Genomic DNA, 16,915 nt, shown 5'->3' with positions numbered 1-16,915 from the left:
CCAGAATTCAGGCAGAAAGTCTCAAAAGGCGGCTAGCCGCAAGGCTGCGTCAGAGATTTCAACCGCAGCGTCTGTGGCTGGAAACGCAGCATGGAAACAATCCCTAAGAAACCTTTACCATGATCGTAGAAGACCTCAGGCAGCTCACCTCCCCTTCAGTGCGTGCTGCCTGGTCGGTCGAATCTGAATCAGGACACGACATGAAGAATCTGATCCTTGCCGGTGCAGTGCCACTGTTTCTTGTTGTGGCCACGGCTCGACCGCCAGCGGACGACGAAGCCGCCCGGCTTCGACCGAGTGCTGAGCCGGTTGCTGAGACTCAGCCGCCCCCGCCGCCAGCAGAATCACAGCCCTCCCAGCATGACTCGGCACCAGACGAAGCGGAGGCCTCGACGGTCAACGCTCGCAAGACGCTTCTTGACCAGCTCGATCGCGACTTCCAAACACTGGTCAACCGTTCACCACATCGGGACAAACTGCTGAAAGCCGAAGCCCATTTGGATGCTGTTAACGACAACTCGCACTGGACCGAGTACGCACGGGCAACATCAATCATTCGCCAAGTTCCCGATGCTGCGTCGATCCCATTGTTGATGCGGTACCTGGTGCTCCATGCCGAACGCAGCTCGCAACACGTGTACCTTCCCGAGTATCGCAAAACGCTGGAACAGATCACGGGGCGTCAGTTTGCGATCCATTATCAAGCGGGTCCCAATGTCCCCGAATTCATGACCCGACAAGTGGCTGAACTGAACCAGCAGTGGTGGCAGAAACAGAAAGCCACCCTTTCCTTGCGTCACGACAACATGACAGCTGACCAGTTGGCCATGATTGCCAAAAGCATCCGGCAGCGAGTCAAAAGCAGCGGGGACTTCTCCGGGTCCGGTGGTGGTCGTGACACCGCCTATGGCAGCTATCACAATGTCTACTATCGATTGCTAAAGAAGGTCGAGGGCGACTCACTGAATAGACTTCCGGTCGGCGGAAAAATGATTCCTTTGTTTTTAGGGATCGACTCCGATGACGACGAACAAGCAAACACGCGTCAAGCCGTTCACTCGGTGTTCCCGTACGAACTGGTCTGGATTTTGGCTGAGTATGCCAAGCAAGGGCATCGCAAACAAATTCAATCGATTGCCACGTCAACTCAGCACGACACAGCGACACGACTGATCTGCCATCTGGCTCTGTTTCGATCAGGAAGCCGTTACCCCACCGAGGCGATCATTGAGCTTCTCGATCAAGAACGCGACCTTGAACGACGCCTGATCGCGCTGGCGTCGCTTCGCTGGTCGAACCAAGCCGGCCAAGACAAACTTGCCAAGACTCTCGATGACCAGAATCAAGAAGTCGTGGCTATCGCAGCCTGTGCACTGAAAAGCCCTGTGACGACCGAGACGCTGCAAACACTTCAGCAGAAACTTGACAACAGCACCAGCAACACCCCTTCGATGCTGTACTCTGCGATGGGCAATCTGAATTCAGCCCGCGAGAAACGGGCCTGGCAGCAAGTCTTAATCCATTCACTCAAACGCAACCTGGACGACTCACATCTGGGTTACATCGTCAACGGATTCGTCGACAGCTGGGACATTCCCTACGCCCAATACAGCCCGACACGTGAAGAAGACAACCTGACCCGTGCTCGGCTAGCGCTGCAATACAGCAAGGATGAAATAGAAAAGCAAGCCGACGCCGTTGCCAATGCGAAAACACTGGTTCAGTCACTGCAAACACAACTGAACGCCGCAAACACGATTCACGAGATTCGACAAACCGAACTTCGCCGGTTGCTCGTGCTGCAAAGTGAAAACGTGATTGACTCTCAACAACCTCAGCGGGCTCAACAGCGTTTACAAGCCTGCGTTCAGGACGTTCAACAAATCAAACAGCAACTGAACACAGAAACGATCAAGCTGCAGTCACTGATCGAGCAACAAGTGGCACCGCACAAGGATGCTCCATGAGCGTGCCTGCAGGGACAGCGCGGCGACGCGATCAAGTTCTAAAACGCTGGTAACTAAAACGCTGGCGCTTCGTACTCTTTTCGCAAACGATGAAACTCGTCCGTCAAGGCCTGGCGCACCTTGGCGTACTCTGGCTTGTCATACACGCTGATCATTTCTTCGGGATCCGCGTTCAAATCAAATAGGTTCCATTCATTCGTCTTGGGAAAATAGATCAATTTATGGTCCATGGTCCGCACGCCAAAGTGCTGCGGAACAGCGTGTTCGCCAAGTTCGTAATAGGCATAGTAAAGCGACTCCCTCCAGCCATCACGCTGTCCCTTTAGCAATGGAACAATCGAGCGTCCCTGGACTTCATCAGGACACGGCAGCCCCGCGAACTCCAAGAATGTCGGCGCATAGTCAATGTTTTGAATCAGCGATTCTGACCGCGTCCCCGGCTTCACCACATTAGGCCAGCGAATGAGGAACGGCATCTCCAGAGACTGTTCAAACATCCAGCGTTTGTCGTACCAGCCATGTTCACCGAGAAAGAAACCTTGATCGGAGGAATAGATCACAATGGTATTCTCGGCCAATCCCTTCTCCTCCAGATAATCCAGCATGCGGCCGATGTTCTCGTCAACGCCTTTGACCGTTCCCAAGTAGTTTTTCATGTAGCGTTGATACTTCCAACGCACCACGTCGCGGTCTGACATCTCGCCGCTGGCAAACTTCTTGAGGAACGCTTGATTCAGTGGTCCAAAATGCGCGTCCCAAGCCTCTTTTTGCGCCGGGGTCATGCGATTGTATTCGGGCGTTCCATAGCGATCCGGAGCAGGCAACTTCACTTCACCGCGTTCGTCTTTGCGGACCTTGGCATCATAAGCCCAATCAAAGTGTCGATCGATTTCCATTTCATTCCCAGCGAGTGTCTTGCTGCGATTGGCATAGTCATCGAACAGATTCTCAGGCTCTGGAATGGTGACCGAATCAAACGCATCCAAGTGTCGCAATGCGGGCGAAAAGGTACGATGGGGCGCCTTGTGCTGGCACATCAGAAAGAACGGCTTGTCACTGTCCCGCTTTTCCAACCACGCCAGTGCTTTGTCTGTGGTCAGATCGGTTGCATAACCTTCAAAGCGTTGCTTGGAACCATCTTGTTGGATAAAGACCGGGTTGTAATAGTTTCCTTGCCCAGGCAGGACTTCCCAGTGATCGAAGCCAACCGGATCGGTGTGCAGATGCCATTTGCCAATCACGGCCGTGTTGTAGCCCGACTTGTGCAGTGCTTTGGCGACAGTCCACTGATCGGGGTTGAAACGGTTGCCGTTTCGCATGAACCCATTTTTGTGGCTGTGCTTGCCGGTCAAGATACAGGCCCGCGAGGGACCACAGATGGAATTCGCGCAAAACGAGTTCGTGAACACCGCACCGGTGCGAGCGAGACGGTCAATGTTCGGTGTCGGAGCGACTTTGGCCAGCGGACCACCATACGCTGAAATGGCTTTGGTGGCATGATCGTCAGAAAACAGAAACAAGATGTTAGGACGATCCTGTGCACTACAGCGTGATTGCTGAACACAGAGAACGCTGACGAAACAAACGGCAAGGACGAAGAAACGCATCAACTTTGACTCCAATTCAACGCACGACACTCTCAAGCTCAAGATCGAGACGTGAAAGCGATTCGTGAATGGGCTTAGGGAACGGACAAGACTCCGAGAGCAACAGAATACTCGATCTGCCGACAATTCCCAGTCGAGCAGGGCCGGTTCCTACCGGCCAGCTGCATTGTTTCGTTATCGGCGGCCGGCGGGAACCAGCCCTACGGGCACTTCCCCTGGGTACGCTGCGCCCAAGGCTCCACCTGTGATCATTTGTTGCGGCGACGGCGAACCAACGTCGCTCCCACGGTCAAACCGATCAATGCCAAGCACGAGGAAGGCTCCGGGACCGCGTGAGTGTCAAAGACCTGCACGTTATCGATCCCTGCATTGATATATCGATTATCAGCGCCCACTCGACCACCGATGCGAATCTCAGTCAAAGAATCCCCGGCTCGACCAACTCCGGTCCCAGTCCCTTGAAGCTGACCATCCACATAGAGAGACAGCAACACGTCGCCGCCAATTGCCTCCCCCGTCAACAGTAGGTCATACCATTGTTCGACAAGAAGTGGATCGCCTGAAGGAATATGCACTGAGCCTGGACCAGAATCACTGAAAAGAGCGATGGCATCATCGCCGGTACGTTCGAGATGCGCTCGTAAACCCGACGAAGTGCGCAAACCGAGATAGTCGTCCCACTTATAGAAAGCAGGGAAGTTGAGAACAGACAAGCGAATGGCAAAGTTGCCAAAAGAGAGATGATCGTCCACCACATTCAGGTTGATCGCGTCAGACGAGGATGAGTTCCCACCATCGAATCGCGCGTAGGCCCCACTGACGCCCCCCGGCGTGATCGTCGGTGTTCCCTGAACACTAACGCTCCCAATGCCCGATCCTTGATAATCATCCAGCGAAGAATCAAACGAGAAATCATAGACAACTCCGGCATCTACTTTGGATGCAATGAAAACGGCAAAAAAGACTACAAAACAGACTAAACGTTTCATGATTCTCTATCGTTGTTCAAAGTTGAATGTTCGTCGCCTCTAACCGACAAACGGCTCGTGGTTCAGAAAATCGTTCCCACAAACAAAGAATCAAGATTCAATTTCAATAACGCAGCAACTTTGATCCACATCTAGCATCCTGCGACACTGCGACGCTGGAGACCAACCGCCAGTGGTACCATTTCCACCACAGCCTAGACAGCGGCGAGGAACCCCACACAGCACCTGAGAAGGGATCGCAGCAGCTCGCTTTTCCTCGCCTAAACAGGGACATGACCCAGGGTTCTCGACCCAATGCTCAGAAGACAGCATGCAAGCTCCGTCACCCAATCGATCAACTGGTAGCGTTGGTTAACCTAGAGGTCGCCATCATGCCTGACGACAGGAATTCACACGACCGTACAAGACGCTCACACCGCACCGTCTCGGCAGCATGGCTACGCCTTTCGGCGAGAGCAGTTAGGCCTGCCAGCGAGAGTGGTAAGGCCTGCCAGCGAGAGTGGTAAGGCCTGCCAGCAATTTCCTGCAGCCGAACTGCAAAACGAAAAACGGCCCCGACAATCACTTGCCGAGGCCGTTTGATGAATTCAATTCAGGACGGGACTGGATCAGCCACCGGTTGGGAACAGTGGGCCTTCGCCGCTTCCCAAACCGCCTTTGAGCTCGCCGTCTTGACCTGGAACACCGTCGGTTTCTGCGGCTTCAGCTTCTGCTGCTGCACGCTCTTCCTCTTCGCCCCATTCAACTCGTTTGAGCGACAGGCCGATTTTGCGTTCGTCAGTGTCGACTCGCAGAACCTTGACTTCGATATCGTCGCCAACTTTGACAACTTCTTCAGGGTTCTCGACTTTGTGCTCAGCCAGTTCGCTGATGTGCAGCAAGCCTTCCAAGCCGTCTTCCAGACCGATGAAGACACCAAAGTTAGTGATTTTGGTGACCTTACCCTTGACCAGTTGTCCGGGCTGGTAGTTCTGAGGAATGTCAGTATCCCAAGGATCGCTATCAAGCTGCTTGAGACCAAGTGCGATTCGACGACGTTGCTCGTCGACGCTTAGCACGCGGCAGTTGAGCTCTTGGCCCTTTTCCAGCATTTCGCTGGGGTGGCCGATTTTGCGAGTCCAAGACATGTCGCTGACGTGCAACAGGCCATCGATGCCTTCTTCCAGTTCGATGAACGCACCATAGTTGGTCAGGTTGCGAACCTTTCCGGTCACATCGCTGCCCTCTGGGTAACGTTCCAGAACGTCGTCCCACGGGTTCTTTTGGGTTTGTTTCATGCCCAGTGAAAGCTGTTGGCCTTCGGGGTCGACACCCAAGATTTTGACTTCGATCTTGTCGCCGATGTTGACCAGTTCGCTGGGGTGATTGACGCGTTTGGTCCAGCTCATCTCGCTGATGTGTACCAGACCTTCGATGCCTGGTTCCAGCTTGACGAACGCACCGTAGCTCATCACGTTGACAACTTCGCCCTGATGGTTGGAGTCGACCGGGTACTTCTCCTCGATGTTCTCCCAAGGGTTGCGATCTTTTTGCTTCAGACCCAAAGCGATCTTTTGCTTTTCGCGATCGATGTGCAACACCTTGACTTCGATTTCCTGGTCGATGGATACCATTTCGGTCGGGTGCGAGATACGCTCCCAAGCCATGTCGGTGATGTGCAACAGACCATCGATACCGCCCAGGTCGACGAAAGCACCGAAGTCGGCGATGTTCTTGACAATCCCGCGACGGATTTGGCCAACTTCCAGTTCCTGCATCAAGTACGCGCGATCTTCTTCGCGTTGGTTCTCGATCAGTGAACGACGGCTGATGACGATGTTGCGACGGGTGTCGTCGATCTTCAGAACTTCGGCCTGAATCACGCGGCCAATGAAATCGCCGATGTCGCCAGGACGACGGATGTCGACTTGACTGCCAGGCAGGAAGACGTTGACACCGATGTCGACCAGCAAACCACCTTTGATCTTGCGGATGACGGTACCGGTGACGACTTGGCCTTCGCCAATCTTCTTGATGATCTCTTCCCATTCGATGATCTTCTCAGCTTTGTTCTTGCTGAGTGCGATCATGCCGTAGGGGTCATCGGCAGCGCCGTAGTTGTCTTCCATTTCCTCAATCAGGACTTGGACGACATCGCCAACTTCTGGCTTTGCTTCGGTAGGGCCCCATTCATTCAGATTGACGGTGCCTTCACTTTTGAAGCCAACGTCAATCAGCGCCCATTCATCATTGATTTCGACAATCTTGCCGTCGACGATGCGGCCTTGAATGTATTCCTGCTGAGGTGCAAATTGCAGGAATTCTAGAAGCCAATCTTCCGTTTCCTGCTCTGGCGCCATCGTCGCCAGCTCGCTCAGCATGCTATCGTCTTCGAGGGAACGGATAAGATTACGGTTAACCATAAGAGTTTCCGAGATTCTCCAGTCAGCCCTGGCAGCAATTCCAGCAACGATGCAGAGATGTGTTCGACAAACGGACCGCATTTCTGGGTCTCACGAACAGCAATTCACGTAGAAGGCACACCAAAGTGCCGATCAAACGTCCCGCCTTGATGGTTGCGTTAGAATTCGCTCGGGACAGATCCGGGGTTAGAGGAATGAAATACAAAGTAGCTGAAGAGTCATGACGCGTCGGAAGCTGCCAAATTGCCGGCAGACAAAAAGAATTGACGCAGTCTCTGAATCATTCAGGGGCGGGGAGACGACCCCACCATTTTTTTTCAAGCTCGAAACCATAGCCATCTCGACCCCGTGAAACAAGTTCAATTCATCACGTTTCAGGGGGAAACAAGGCCATTTCGTGGAATTAAAGCGACTTTCCATTGGGAGGGTGCCCCGGGGCACAAAACCCCCTCGCCGCCGACCAGCTGAGACGGTTCTCGCCCAGACTCAGCTCGCCCCCGTTTCCACACCGCTGACCGGTCCAGCGACCAGCAGACAGACACAGCCTGGGCCATCGAGTCCGCCTTCTCAGCCAACCGAGCGTCCAGCCAACCGAGCGTCCCGCCGCCAAACTGGACACATTATCCACCCCAGTGTTCCAAGACACTACAATCACCATTCCTTTCCAGCCGCTCACTCGACGCTCATCCCCCAATCATGCCCACTTCAATCGCTTGCAATGCTCTCCGCCTCATGCCCTTGTTACTGTGCTTGGCATCACTGGTATTTTGCCCAGGATCGACCGCCACAGCACAGGAATCGACGGCAGCAGCCAGCAAACTGGATGATGCCCCCAAATGGTTCAAAGGCAACCTGCACACCCATTCGCTCTGGAGCGATGGTGACCAATTCCCGGAAATGATCGCCCTGTGGTACAAGCAACGCGGCTACAACTTCCTGGCGTTGACCGACCATAACGTGCTTAGCGAAGGGCAACGCTGGATGAAAGAAAAAGACATCGTCGCCCGCAGCGACAAAGGCGTCGTCGATCGCTACCGCAATCAGTTTGGCGAAAACTGGGTGCAAACACGAACCAGCGGCGACCCAAAACTGACCGAAGTCCGACTCAAACCACTTAATGAATTCCGTGCTCTGCTGGAGCAGGCCGGTCAGTTCATCATGATTCAAGCCGAAGAGATCAGCGATCGCGCCGCAGGCAAGCCCGTTCACATCAACGCCACCAACATCGCCGAAGTGATCCAACCGGCTGGCGGTTCCACGGTCCGCGAGGCGATGCAGAACAACCTGCGCATGATCCTGCAGCACGAAAAAGAGCATGGCCGCGAAGTCCTGCCTCACATCAACCATCCGAATTTTGGATCAGCGATCAGCGCCGAAGACTTAGCCGCTGTGCTTTCAGAACGCTTCTTTGAAGTCTACAACGGGCACCCCGGAGTGAAGCACTTGGGTGATGACAAACTCCCCAGCATGGAACAACTGTGGGATCAAGTCAACGCAATCCGCTGCGGCACCGCCGGCGCTCCGCCAATCATGGGCATCGCCACCGATGATTCTCATGAATACCACGGCAAACCTGGCTCGCGTCCCGGTCGCGGATGGGTGATGGTCCGCAGTCGCTTTCTCTCGCCAGAGCATCTGATTCAAGCGATGAAACGCGGCGACTTTTATGCCTCCAGCGGTGTCACGCTGTCTGACGTGCAGTTCAACGAAGAAACCCGCAGCCTGCAAGTCGCCATTGAGCCAGAACCGGACACCAAGTACCAAATCGATTTCATTGCCACGCTCAAACATCACGCGGAAGGAAAAACAGACGAACATGATCACGTTGGCGTGACTGTCAAATCGGTGACAGGAACCCAGGCAACTTATCAAATGCGTGGCGATGAACTGTATGTGCGAGCACAGATCACCAGCAGCCAAGCTCACACCGATCCGTCGTTCAAAAACCAAAAGGAACAGGCCTGGACGCAACCGGTTGGCTGGTCCGCCGCCCCTGCCGGTCAATGAAACGAGTGATGACGCTAACGCTCATTGCATGAGTTCAGTCATGCGACCAGCATCAGGGCCGACTGCGACTGCCAGAAACCGCGGCTAACAACAAAGCGGCTGATCATCGATTCGCCGACAGGCGTTCGGCCCGGTTGAAAGGACTCGCTCGCCACACCCTGCAATGGCTTCTGAAGTACAATGGAGCCCCTGCCTTCCTCACCTGCCCTACCTTTCTCACCTGCCCTGCCTTTCTCACCTGCCCTGCCTTTCTCACCTGCCCTGCCTTTCTCACCTGCCGGTGCGGAGCCTCACGATGCTTCATCGCTGCCTTGTTCTATGCCTTTTGATGCTTTGCTCGCTCACCGCCGCGGCAGAACTTCCCGAATCCACACTGCCGCCGGATCGGAAAGTCAGCTACTTTACTGACATCGCTCCCCTGTTGCAGCAAAACTGCGTCGCCTGCCACCGCAAAGGAGATGACGAAGGCGGGGTGATGCTGGAATCGGTTGACGCGATGAAAACATCCGACAACGATGAGGTGTTGTTGCCCAGCAAGCCCGAGGAAAGTCGCTTATTCGTTGCAGCAACCCACGGCGATGACCTGGAGATGCCCCCGGCGAAAAACGGGGTCGGAGCAAAGAATCTAACCCCTCAGCAACTCGCCCTGCTGCGACGCTGGATTGCCCAGGGCGCCATCGATGACACGCCGAAGGAGGATCCCAGCAAGAACAACTGGCAACCGCTGCCGACAAGCAATCGCACCTCCTTTGCCGCAACCATGCATCCGAACAGACCGCTGAAAGCAATCAGCTTTGGCAATCGCGTCGGTCTCTTTTTGGGCGACAAAATGGTGACGGAGCTTCGCCGGCCCCAGACGACTGCTGACGCGTTGCCTCAATCAAACCGCAACAGCTCACCAGCCCAGCGCGACTTTGTTCATGCCATCGACTTCGATCCCCACAGCAACTTGATCGCAACGGCTGGTTATCGAGAGGTTGCGCTGTGGAAATACGAACCGCTGCAGGCTGTCACGTTGCCATCAACACCTCACAATGTGATCGCTCTGGCGACGTCAGCTCGCAATCACCACATCGCGGTCTTGACAGCGGATCACAGCGTTCACGTTGGAACGATTGGCAATCAAGCGTTCCAGTGGTCTGGCAACAGCCAACTGAATGTCACGGATGAAAAGAGCATTCCAAAGCTCGCACTGAGCCCCAAGGCAAACTGGGCAGCGATCGGCCACCAGCAGGCTCTTCATGTCCTTTCCGCTGATGGCGTAAAAAGCAAACTCAACACGCCTGCGATCATCACCTGCTGCATTGCAACGAGTGAAAATGAGCTGGTACTTGGCTTCCAGGATGGTCGCATTCAGGTCATCGGAATGGCCCCGCAAGATACGCTCACCGACCCCATCAAGGTCTCCGCGAACCCGATCCAACATCTGATCGCGACACCAACTTGGCTGGCCATCGACAATACAGGGCTAGTTCGATCGGCCGACCAAATAACGGGCACATGGGAGAATTTTGTCAAACTGCCTGCGCCCGCAACCGACACAAGCCTCAGTGTTGACGACAACAAACTGTTTGTTGTACTGGGCGGCTCCAAAACCGGGACACTGGGATCAATCGATCTAACGAGCAAGCAGTTCCAGGAACTTGCGGTCCATGATCCCGCTGCACAGGCGATTGCCGCCAATGCCAAGTGGCAGTTCGACGTTGGCACCAAGCAGTCGCTTGCCCTGACGGCCGAAAAGAACCAAACTGCCAGCGACGCCAAGGCGGAACAAAATAGCCTGGACAGCTTGATTAAGAAAACCGACGACTATGTCAAGCAACAGGAGACCGCCAAGCAAGCACTTGAAAAGGCCCAACAAGCCGACGAGACCGCTCTAAAAACGCTCCAAGAAAAACAAGCTCTGCAAAACGACGTCAATCAAAACCGGCAAACGCTCACCAAACAGATCGCCGGACTCACAACCGACGATCAAGCGGAACAAAAAGCAACACTCCAGCAACAACTCGCCAAGTTGACAAGCGAAGCCGATCTTGCCAAGCAAGTGAAAACGGCCATGGATGCACAAACGAAAACGGCATCTGACTTAGAGAGCAAACAGAAGGCCCTGAAACAAGCCGAAGGCAAAGTTGTCTTGGCTAAGGCGGATCGCGGCCGCATGGAAAAGCGTCTGTCCCGTTTCAAGGAACTCGAACAGACCCTGGCCGATCAACTCGCAGAAGAGAAAGCTCGGCAATCTGAACGCCAGGAACAAATGACAGCGAGCCAGACGGCGGCCACGCAGTCTCGCGCCGCCACCAATCGAATCGCGGTTGTGAGCACACCAGGAATCAAGGGGCAAACCCATCTGGCTTCGTTTTCGACAACTGCTGAAGCCATCACACTGTGGCCTGGCAAACAAGCGTTACCGACGATCCCTCTCGCTGGAAAACTCATTGAGCTTTCCCAGACAGAAACTCACCTGATCGGCGTGCTGGAAACTTCGACGGCACCGAACGAGACTCAAACCGAATTGCTGGCTTGGAAATTGCAAGCGTCTCCTTGGCAACTAGCAAAGCGACTGGGCGCAAGTCAGCCCAACCCGCTTGTCGATCGCGTGCTGTGCCTGGCCATTGATCCCAGCGGAAAACGGCTCGCCACTGGCGGCGGCCAACCATCACGCGAGGGGGAACTGTTGATCTGGAATCTGGAAACCGGACAGATTGAAACACGCATTGAACAACCACATGCCGACACCGTGCTTTGTTTGGATTTTTCGCCCGATGGCTCGCGATTGGCAACGGGATCGGCAGATGGCTTGGTCAAGGTTTGGGAGGTTGCTTCAGGGGCACTGCTGCAGACCTTCGAAGGACACACGCATCATGTCACCGCCATCGACTGGCGTGTTGATCAGCGAGAAATCAGCTCGGCTGCCAGTGATGCGATCATCAAAGTCTGGAACCTAAGCACTGGCAAAGCGTCCCGCACCATCACTGGATTAAAGGCGGAAGTCACCAGCCTGCGTTACCTGGGGATCGACAACCGGATTGCCATCACTGATGGCGATGGCTATGTCCGCATTTACCGCACCGACAACGGGGCTCGAGAATTGAACACGAAACCGTCCAGCAACTACCTGTACGCCCTGGAAACCTCGCAATCAGGTGACCGTATCCTGGCCGCTGATTCAGAGGGCCAAGCAGTGGAAATCGACCGCAAAGGCAAAGTGCTTCACCGTCATGAATTGATCGACGCCCCGGTTGCCAGCCAGTGAAACAAGAGGTTCATTCATCAGCCGCGCGATCACCCGACGGCTTGCCAGCCTGCTTTGAAACTGGCTTTGGTTCAGCTGACGGCGGTTGGTCACCGGGCTCTTGAAGGCGGTCAAACATTTCCTTCCAGATCAATTGAAACGAAACCAGCCCCTGCGGATCCTCGCCGCCTTCCCGATCGTTGATCGTGTAAGCTCGACTTTGAATGCCGACCAGTTTGCCGTCTTTTAGAATCGCTCCACCACTGCTGCCAAGCCGATAAAACCCCTTCGCAACACATTGCAACCCATCATGTGTTTGGGCGATCCCGACAACGCGAATTGGATTGATCAAAAACGTTGGATCAGCCTGCTGGTGCGGGAAACAATAGTGGCACAGATACAACGTGTCCCCGATTTCAAGCTCGGGTCGCTGCTGGGAGTAGAACTCCAAAACGGGCAACTCTCGTTTCGTCTCAATCTTGATGAGCGAAAGATCTTGTTGATCAATGAACCGTGACTGACCATCACGAATCAAATCCGCCTTGTAGTAGAACTCATAGAACTTGCGCTGTTCTAAATTGGAATTGATGGTTGCGTGAAGATGAGCCGCATCCTGAGGCAACTTGGGCCCCTTGCCACGAAAACTGACGCGAAACTTGTCCGCATAGTCTTCGCTTGGTGGGACCCAGTTGACGTGTCCCACCGTGAGCACCAAACCGCCCTTGCCAATCACGACTCCTTGAGCACGCGAAATCGCCTTTCCCTTCTTTGCTTCAACAATCACAAACGGCTTCTGCTCTGCTCCTGCCAGCGCCGCCAAGTCAGACAACTTGGTTTGGGCACCAACCGTGCTTGGAACAGCGAGAACGACACCGAAGCATGCCAATGCGCAACTTGCCAGCAAACGGGTGTGCAGTGAGTCAAACATTGTGTTCTGCGGTTTTGAAGGGACAAACGAAAAGCAAGTAGTTTACTTTTCCGTTTGACAAAACCAACCACAAAACTTCCCTGCCAGCAGGGCATGTGGCAACCGGCCTTGCGCGGCGCCCGCTTGGCGACTACGTGGCGGGCTATCGCAACGACTGCACTTCGGCCTGGGTCAACGTCACGTTGCCGCTGACGATTTTCTGAGCCATCAGCTTGGCAACGGGATCGATCACGGTGAAATGCTCATGCCCAGGAACAGGAAAAAACTGAATCTGCGGATTGGTATTTTCATCGGCCATCACGTCAATCGACCCTTCCCAATTGCCTTGCTCAGCGCCTTCCAAGACAAACATCGGCGACTTCACACAATGCAACCAATCAATGGGTGAACGCAAACGCATTTCCTGAGCGTTGTTGACGTCGCAATAAACATAGTCGCCGCCATACTGAACCGGAGTTGCAACCGGCCCTAGTGAAATGATCCCACGATATCGATCCGTCGTCGCCCCGATCAACATCACCATCGTTCCACCAGTGCTATGACCACCCAGGTAGATCTGATCCGGATCGACATAGTCCAGTTTGGCCAAAGTGTCGGTGGCCGCAATGACATCGTCAACTTCACCAAAGAAACCTTCTCGCTGACCGGGGTTATCGTTTCCGCCCCGTTGTGACGGGAACATCATCACGATGCCTGCTTTCCGAAAGGCGCTAGCGGATTGATCATTGTCCGGTGGCGAGGGTGACCAAACATCCCCAATCGTGTTGTTGTCGCCCCCCGTCACCCAAACAATGGCGGGATGCTTCTGACCATCACCGGGATCTTTGGTGACATAGGCCGACAACTGCCCGACGTCAGATGAATACTTGATCAAATCAAACGTCGTGCCGGGGGGCACATCGGGCGGCCCCCAATCTTCACCCTGCTTGGTGACCCGAGTCTGAAAGCCTTTTCGGGCATCCACAAGATTCTCTTTGGAGCTGCCACTCTCTGTCGCAACCTCAGTCCTGCAACCAACAACAACAACCAACGCAATCAGTAAAGCTTGACGCATTCAACTTGACTCTCTTATTCAGACCGAATTCACCGCATAAAATCCCCATCGGGCATACGTTCAGCCCGACAGTCCGCTGCTCATTGTAATGCTTTAACCACAATCGAGGGAGCAGCGTGAACAACCTGCGTCCCAAGGTTTGCGAACGTTCTGATAGAATGCCCCACACCGCCGGGCGACTCAGCACTATACTATTGCGTTGACCTGCCCGATAAATTGTTGCGTGGCTTTGCATTGGCATTGATCTCACACAGCCAACCAGCCAGGCCGGTCACCCAACCTCCCGCCACTCCATCCTTCCATCTCTTTTTGCTGCTCAGTTTTTGGCTAGTCGGGTTTTGGCTAGTCGGGTTTTGGCTACTCGGGTTTTGCTGAAAGGCCTTGCCTGATGGCAACCTGCTTGCCAATCGCGCCGCCAACCACTTCCCTCCGCACCGGCGACGCGCCCCTGAAAACGCAGCAAACACGCCTGTCGCACTGTTGATCATGTATCACCTACGCTTCCTACTGCTGCTGTCACTTTTCTTTGCGAGTGAGCTGGTTGCTGAGCAACCACAGCGGACAAGCTTCATCAACGACGTTGTTCCCATCCTGACCAAAGCCGGCTGCAATGCGGGCGTCTGTCATGCCAAAGCCGGCGGTGGACAGAATGGATTTGAACTGTCGTTACTGGGCTTTGAACCCGAACTGGACTATCGACATCTGGTGTATGAGTCACGCGGGCGACGGTTATTTCCGCTGGATCCCAAGCAGAGCTTGCTGCTCACCAAAGCCACCGCACAAGCGCCGCATGGTGGCGGCGTCCGACTGAAGCCCGACTCACCGGAGTATCAAACGATCTTGCAGTGGATCCAATCCGGCTCTCCCTACAAAATCGAGGACGATCGCCAACTGGCTTCCATCACCGTTGAACCCGCCAGCGGAATCTTGCAACGCGGTGCCAGCGTTCAACTGAAGACCATCGCTCATTACACCGATGGATCAACGCGCGACGTGACTCGCGATTCGCTGTTTGAATCCAACAACATCGCGATGGCCGAAGTGACTGATCAAGGCACCGTCACGGCGGCAGAAATCCCTGGCAATGTCTCCATCATGGTTCGCTACTTGGGCCAAGTCTCGGTGTACAACGGCGCGATCCCCCTGGGAATCAAAAACATCGAGTTCCCGGCCAACAAGAACTTTGTTGATGAGCTGGTGTTTCAGAATCTAGAGCGACTGGGAATTCCAGCGACGAAGGTTTGCGACGATGGCACGTTCCTGCGGCGCGTAAGCTTGGACATCACGGGCCGCTTGCCGACAGCCCGGGAAACACAGGCCTTTCTTGATGACCAAGCCCCGAATAAACGTGACACCGTTGTTGATCGCTTGCTGGCCAGCGCCGCCTACGCGGACTTCTTTGCCAACAAATGGGCTGCCGTTTTAAAGAACCGTCGCGACGACACCAAAGACATCAAAGCCAACTTCGCCTTCCATGCGTGGTTGCGTGACAACCTGCTGGCGGGCACACCGTATGACCAGATGGTTCGGCAACTGCTTGCAGCGACGGGAACCATTGTCGCCAACCCTCCGGTTGCCTGGTACAAACGGGTCAAAGAACCCAAGCAACAGATCGAAGACCTAGGGCAACTGTTCTTAGGTGTGCGACTGCAGTGTGCTCAATGCCACCACCACCCCTTTGAACGCTGGAGCCAAGACGACTACTACTCGCTGGCGGCGTTCTTTAGTCAAGTCGGTCGCAAGCCGACCGACACTGCGGGCGAGGATTTGATCTTCCACAAACGCGGTGTCGCTCAGGCAACGAACATGAAAACGGGCAAGCCAATCGCCCCGCGTGCTCTAGGTGATGATGTGGGAGAAATCCCAGCCGACGAAGACCCTCGCCTGCGTTTGGCTGACTGGATGGCCAGTCCGAAGAATCCGTTCTTCGCCAAAGCATTGGTCAACCGTTACTGGAAACACTTCTTCTCACGAGGGCTGGTCGAACCCGAAGACGACATTCGCGACACCAATCCCGCCAGCAATCCTGAACTACTAGCGGCCTTGGAGAGGCACTTCCTTGACAGCGACTATGACCTGCGTGAATTGATCCGAGTGATCGTTAAGTCGAATGCTTATCAACTGGACGCGATTCCGCTTCCAGACAACAAAATCGATCGCCAAAACTATTCACGCTACTACCCCAAACGTCTTCAAGCCGAAGTGCTGCTCGACGCCATCGATCAAGTGGCTGGATCCAGCACTTCGTTCACGAACCTTCCGCTGGGCACCCGAGCGGTCGCGCTACCGGACAACAGCTACAACAAGAGCTCACCCTTTTTGAAGGTATTTGGTCGCCCCGAAGCAGCCAGCGTCTGTGAATGCGAACGGGTGCAATCAGGATCGCTGGCTCAAAGCCTGCACTTGATGAACGCCAACGACATCAAGAGCAAGCTGCGTGATAGCAAGGGTCGCATCCAGCAATGGATCACCGACAAAGCCGAACTGGAGACGATCATCGACCAGCTTTACCTGGCCGCCTACGCTCGACTGCCACTGGCTGAAGAACGCCGCATCGCCAGCGAGTACTTGCGCACCAAAGCGGACGCAACCGTCGGCCAGCAAACGCCATCAGCCAGTGAACTGCGGTCCAATTTACAAGACCTCGCCTGGGCTCTGATTAACACCAAAGAGTTTTTGTTTAACCACTGATCGCCTGCGTCAAACTCGCCACACATTTCCCAACCACT

General features: G+C 54.6%; 9 protein-coding genes. 4 read left to right on the top strand and 5 right to left on the bottom strand.

Going from position 1 to position 16,915, the window contains the following annotated elements; genetic code table 11:
* The first annotated feature begins 200 nt into the window (after positions 1 to 200).
* Positions 201 to 1,967 (top strand): hypothetical protein, encoded by a 1,767-nt coding sequence (locus tag SV7mr_RS03215; RefSeq protein WP_419188034.1) that lies wholly within the window; start codon positions 201 to 203, stop codon positions 1,965 to 1,967.
* A 53-nt stretch (positions 1,968 to 2,020) separates the two neighbouring features.
* On the opposite strand, the gene SV7mr_RS03210 is transcribed toward SV7mr_RS03215, so the two are convergent.
* The 3 genes from SV7mr_RS03210 to SV7mr_RS03200 form a co-directional block, all read right to left on the bottom strand.
* Positions 2,021 to 3,574, bottom strand: coding sequence for a sulfatase family protein (locus SV7mr_RS03210; RefSeq protein WP_145269160.1), 1,554 nt, complete (start codon positions 3,572 to 3,574; stop codon positions 2,021 to 2,023).
* 248 nt (positions 3,575 to 3,822) lie between these two features.
* The gene (locus tag SV7mr_RS03205) at positions 3,823 to 4,563 is read right to left on the bottom strand and encodes a LamG-like jellyroll fold domain-containing protein (protein ID WP_145269158.1); all 741 of its coding nucleotides are present in this window, start codon (positions 4,561 to 4,563) and stop codon (positions 3,823 to 3,825) included.
* Positions 4,564 to 5,171: 608 nt separating this feature from the next.
* On the bottom strand, positions 5,172 to 6,965 hold the full coding sequence (locus SV7mr_RS03200; RefSeq protein ID WP_145269156.1) for a 30S ribosomal protein S1: 1,794 nt from the start codon (positions 6,963 to 6,965) through the stop codon (positions 5,172 to 5,174).
* Between the two features lie 696 nt (positions 6,966 to 7,661).
* Between SV7mr_RS03200 and SV7mr_RS03195 the strand changes: the two genes are divergently transcribed.
* Both SV7mr_RS03195 and SV7mr_RS03190 read left to right on the top strand, forming a co-directional pair.
* Positions 7,662 to 8,972, top strand: coding sequence for a PHP domain-containing protein (locus SV7mr_RS03195; protein ID WP_419188033.1), 1,311 nt, complete (start codon positions 7,662 to 7,664; stop codon positions 8,970 to 8,972).
* 328 nt (positions 8,973 to 9,300) lie between these two features.
* A complete protein-coding gene (locus SV7mr_RS03190) occupies positions 9,301 to 12,225 on the top strand; it encodes a WD40 domain-containing protein (RefSeq protein ID WP_419188032.1) in 2,925 nt (974 codons plus the stop codon).
* A 10-nt stretch (positions 12,226 to 12,235) separates the two neighbouring features.
* Here the strand turns inward: SV7mr_RS03190 and SV7mr_RS03185 are convergent, their stop codons facing one another.
* On the bottom strand, positions 12,236 to 13,132 hold the full coding sequence (locus SV7mr_RS03185; RefSeq protein WP_145269150.1) for a S1 family peptidase: 897 nt from the start codon (positions 13,130 to 13,132) through the stop codon (positions 12,236 to 12,238).
* A 142-nt stretch (positions 13,133 to 13,274) separates the two neighbouring features.
* Positions 13,275 to 14,186: an alpha/beta hydrolase family protein gene (locus SV7mr_RS03180; protein WP_145269148.1), complete on the bottom strand. Its 912-nt coding sequence runs from the start codon at positions 14,184 to 14,186 to the stop codon at positions 13,275 to 13,277.
* A gap of 381 nt (positions 14,187 to 14,567) precedes the next feature.
* Here SV7mr_RS03180 and SV7mr_RS03175 point away from each other — a divergent pair, with 381 nt between their 5' ends.
* Positions 14,568 to 16,877 (top strand): DUF1549 domain-containing protein, encoded by a 2,310-nt coding sequence (locus tag SV7mr_RS03175; protein ID WP_419188031.1) that lies wholly within the window; start codon positions 14,568 to 14,570, stop codon positions 16,875 to 16,877.
* The last annotated feature ends 38 nt before the right edge of the window (positions 16,878 to 16,915 follow it).

It is taken from the genome of Stieleria bergensis, assembly GCA_007745635.1.
Classification (GTDB): domain Bacteria; phylum Planctomycetota; class Planctomycetia; order Pirellulales; family Pirellulaceae; genus Stieleria; species Stieleria bergensis.
The sequence above is the reverse complement of the archived record's forward strand: the minus strand, read 5'-3'. Positions and strand labels throughout refer to the sequence as shown.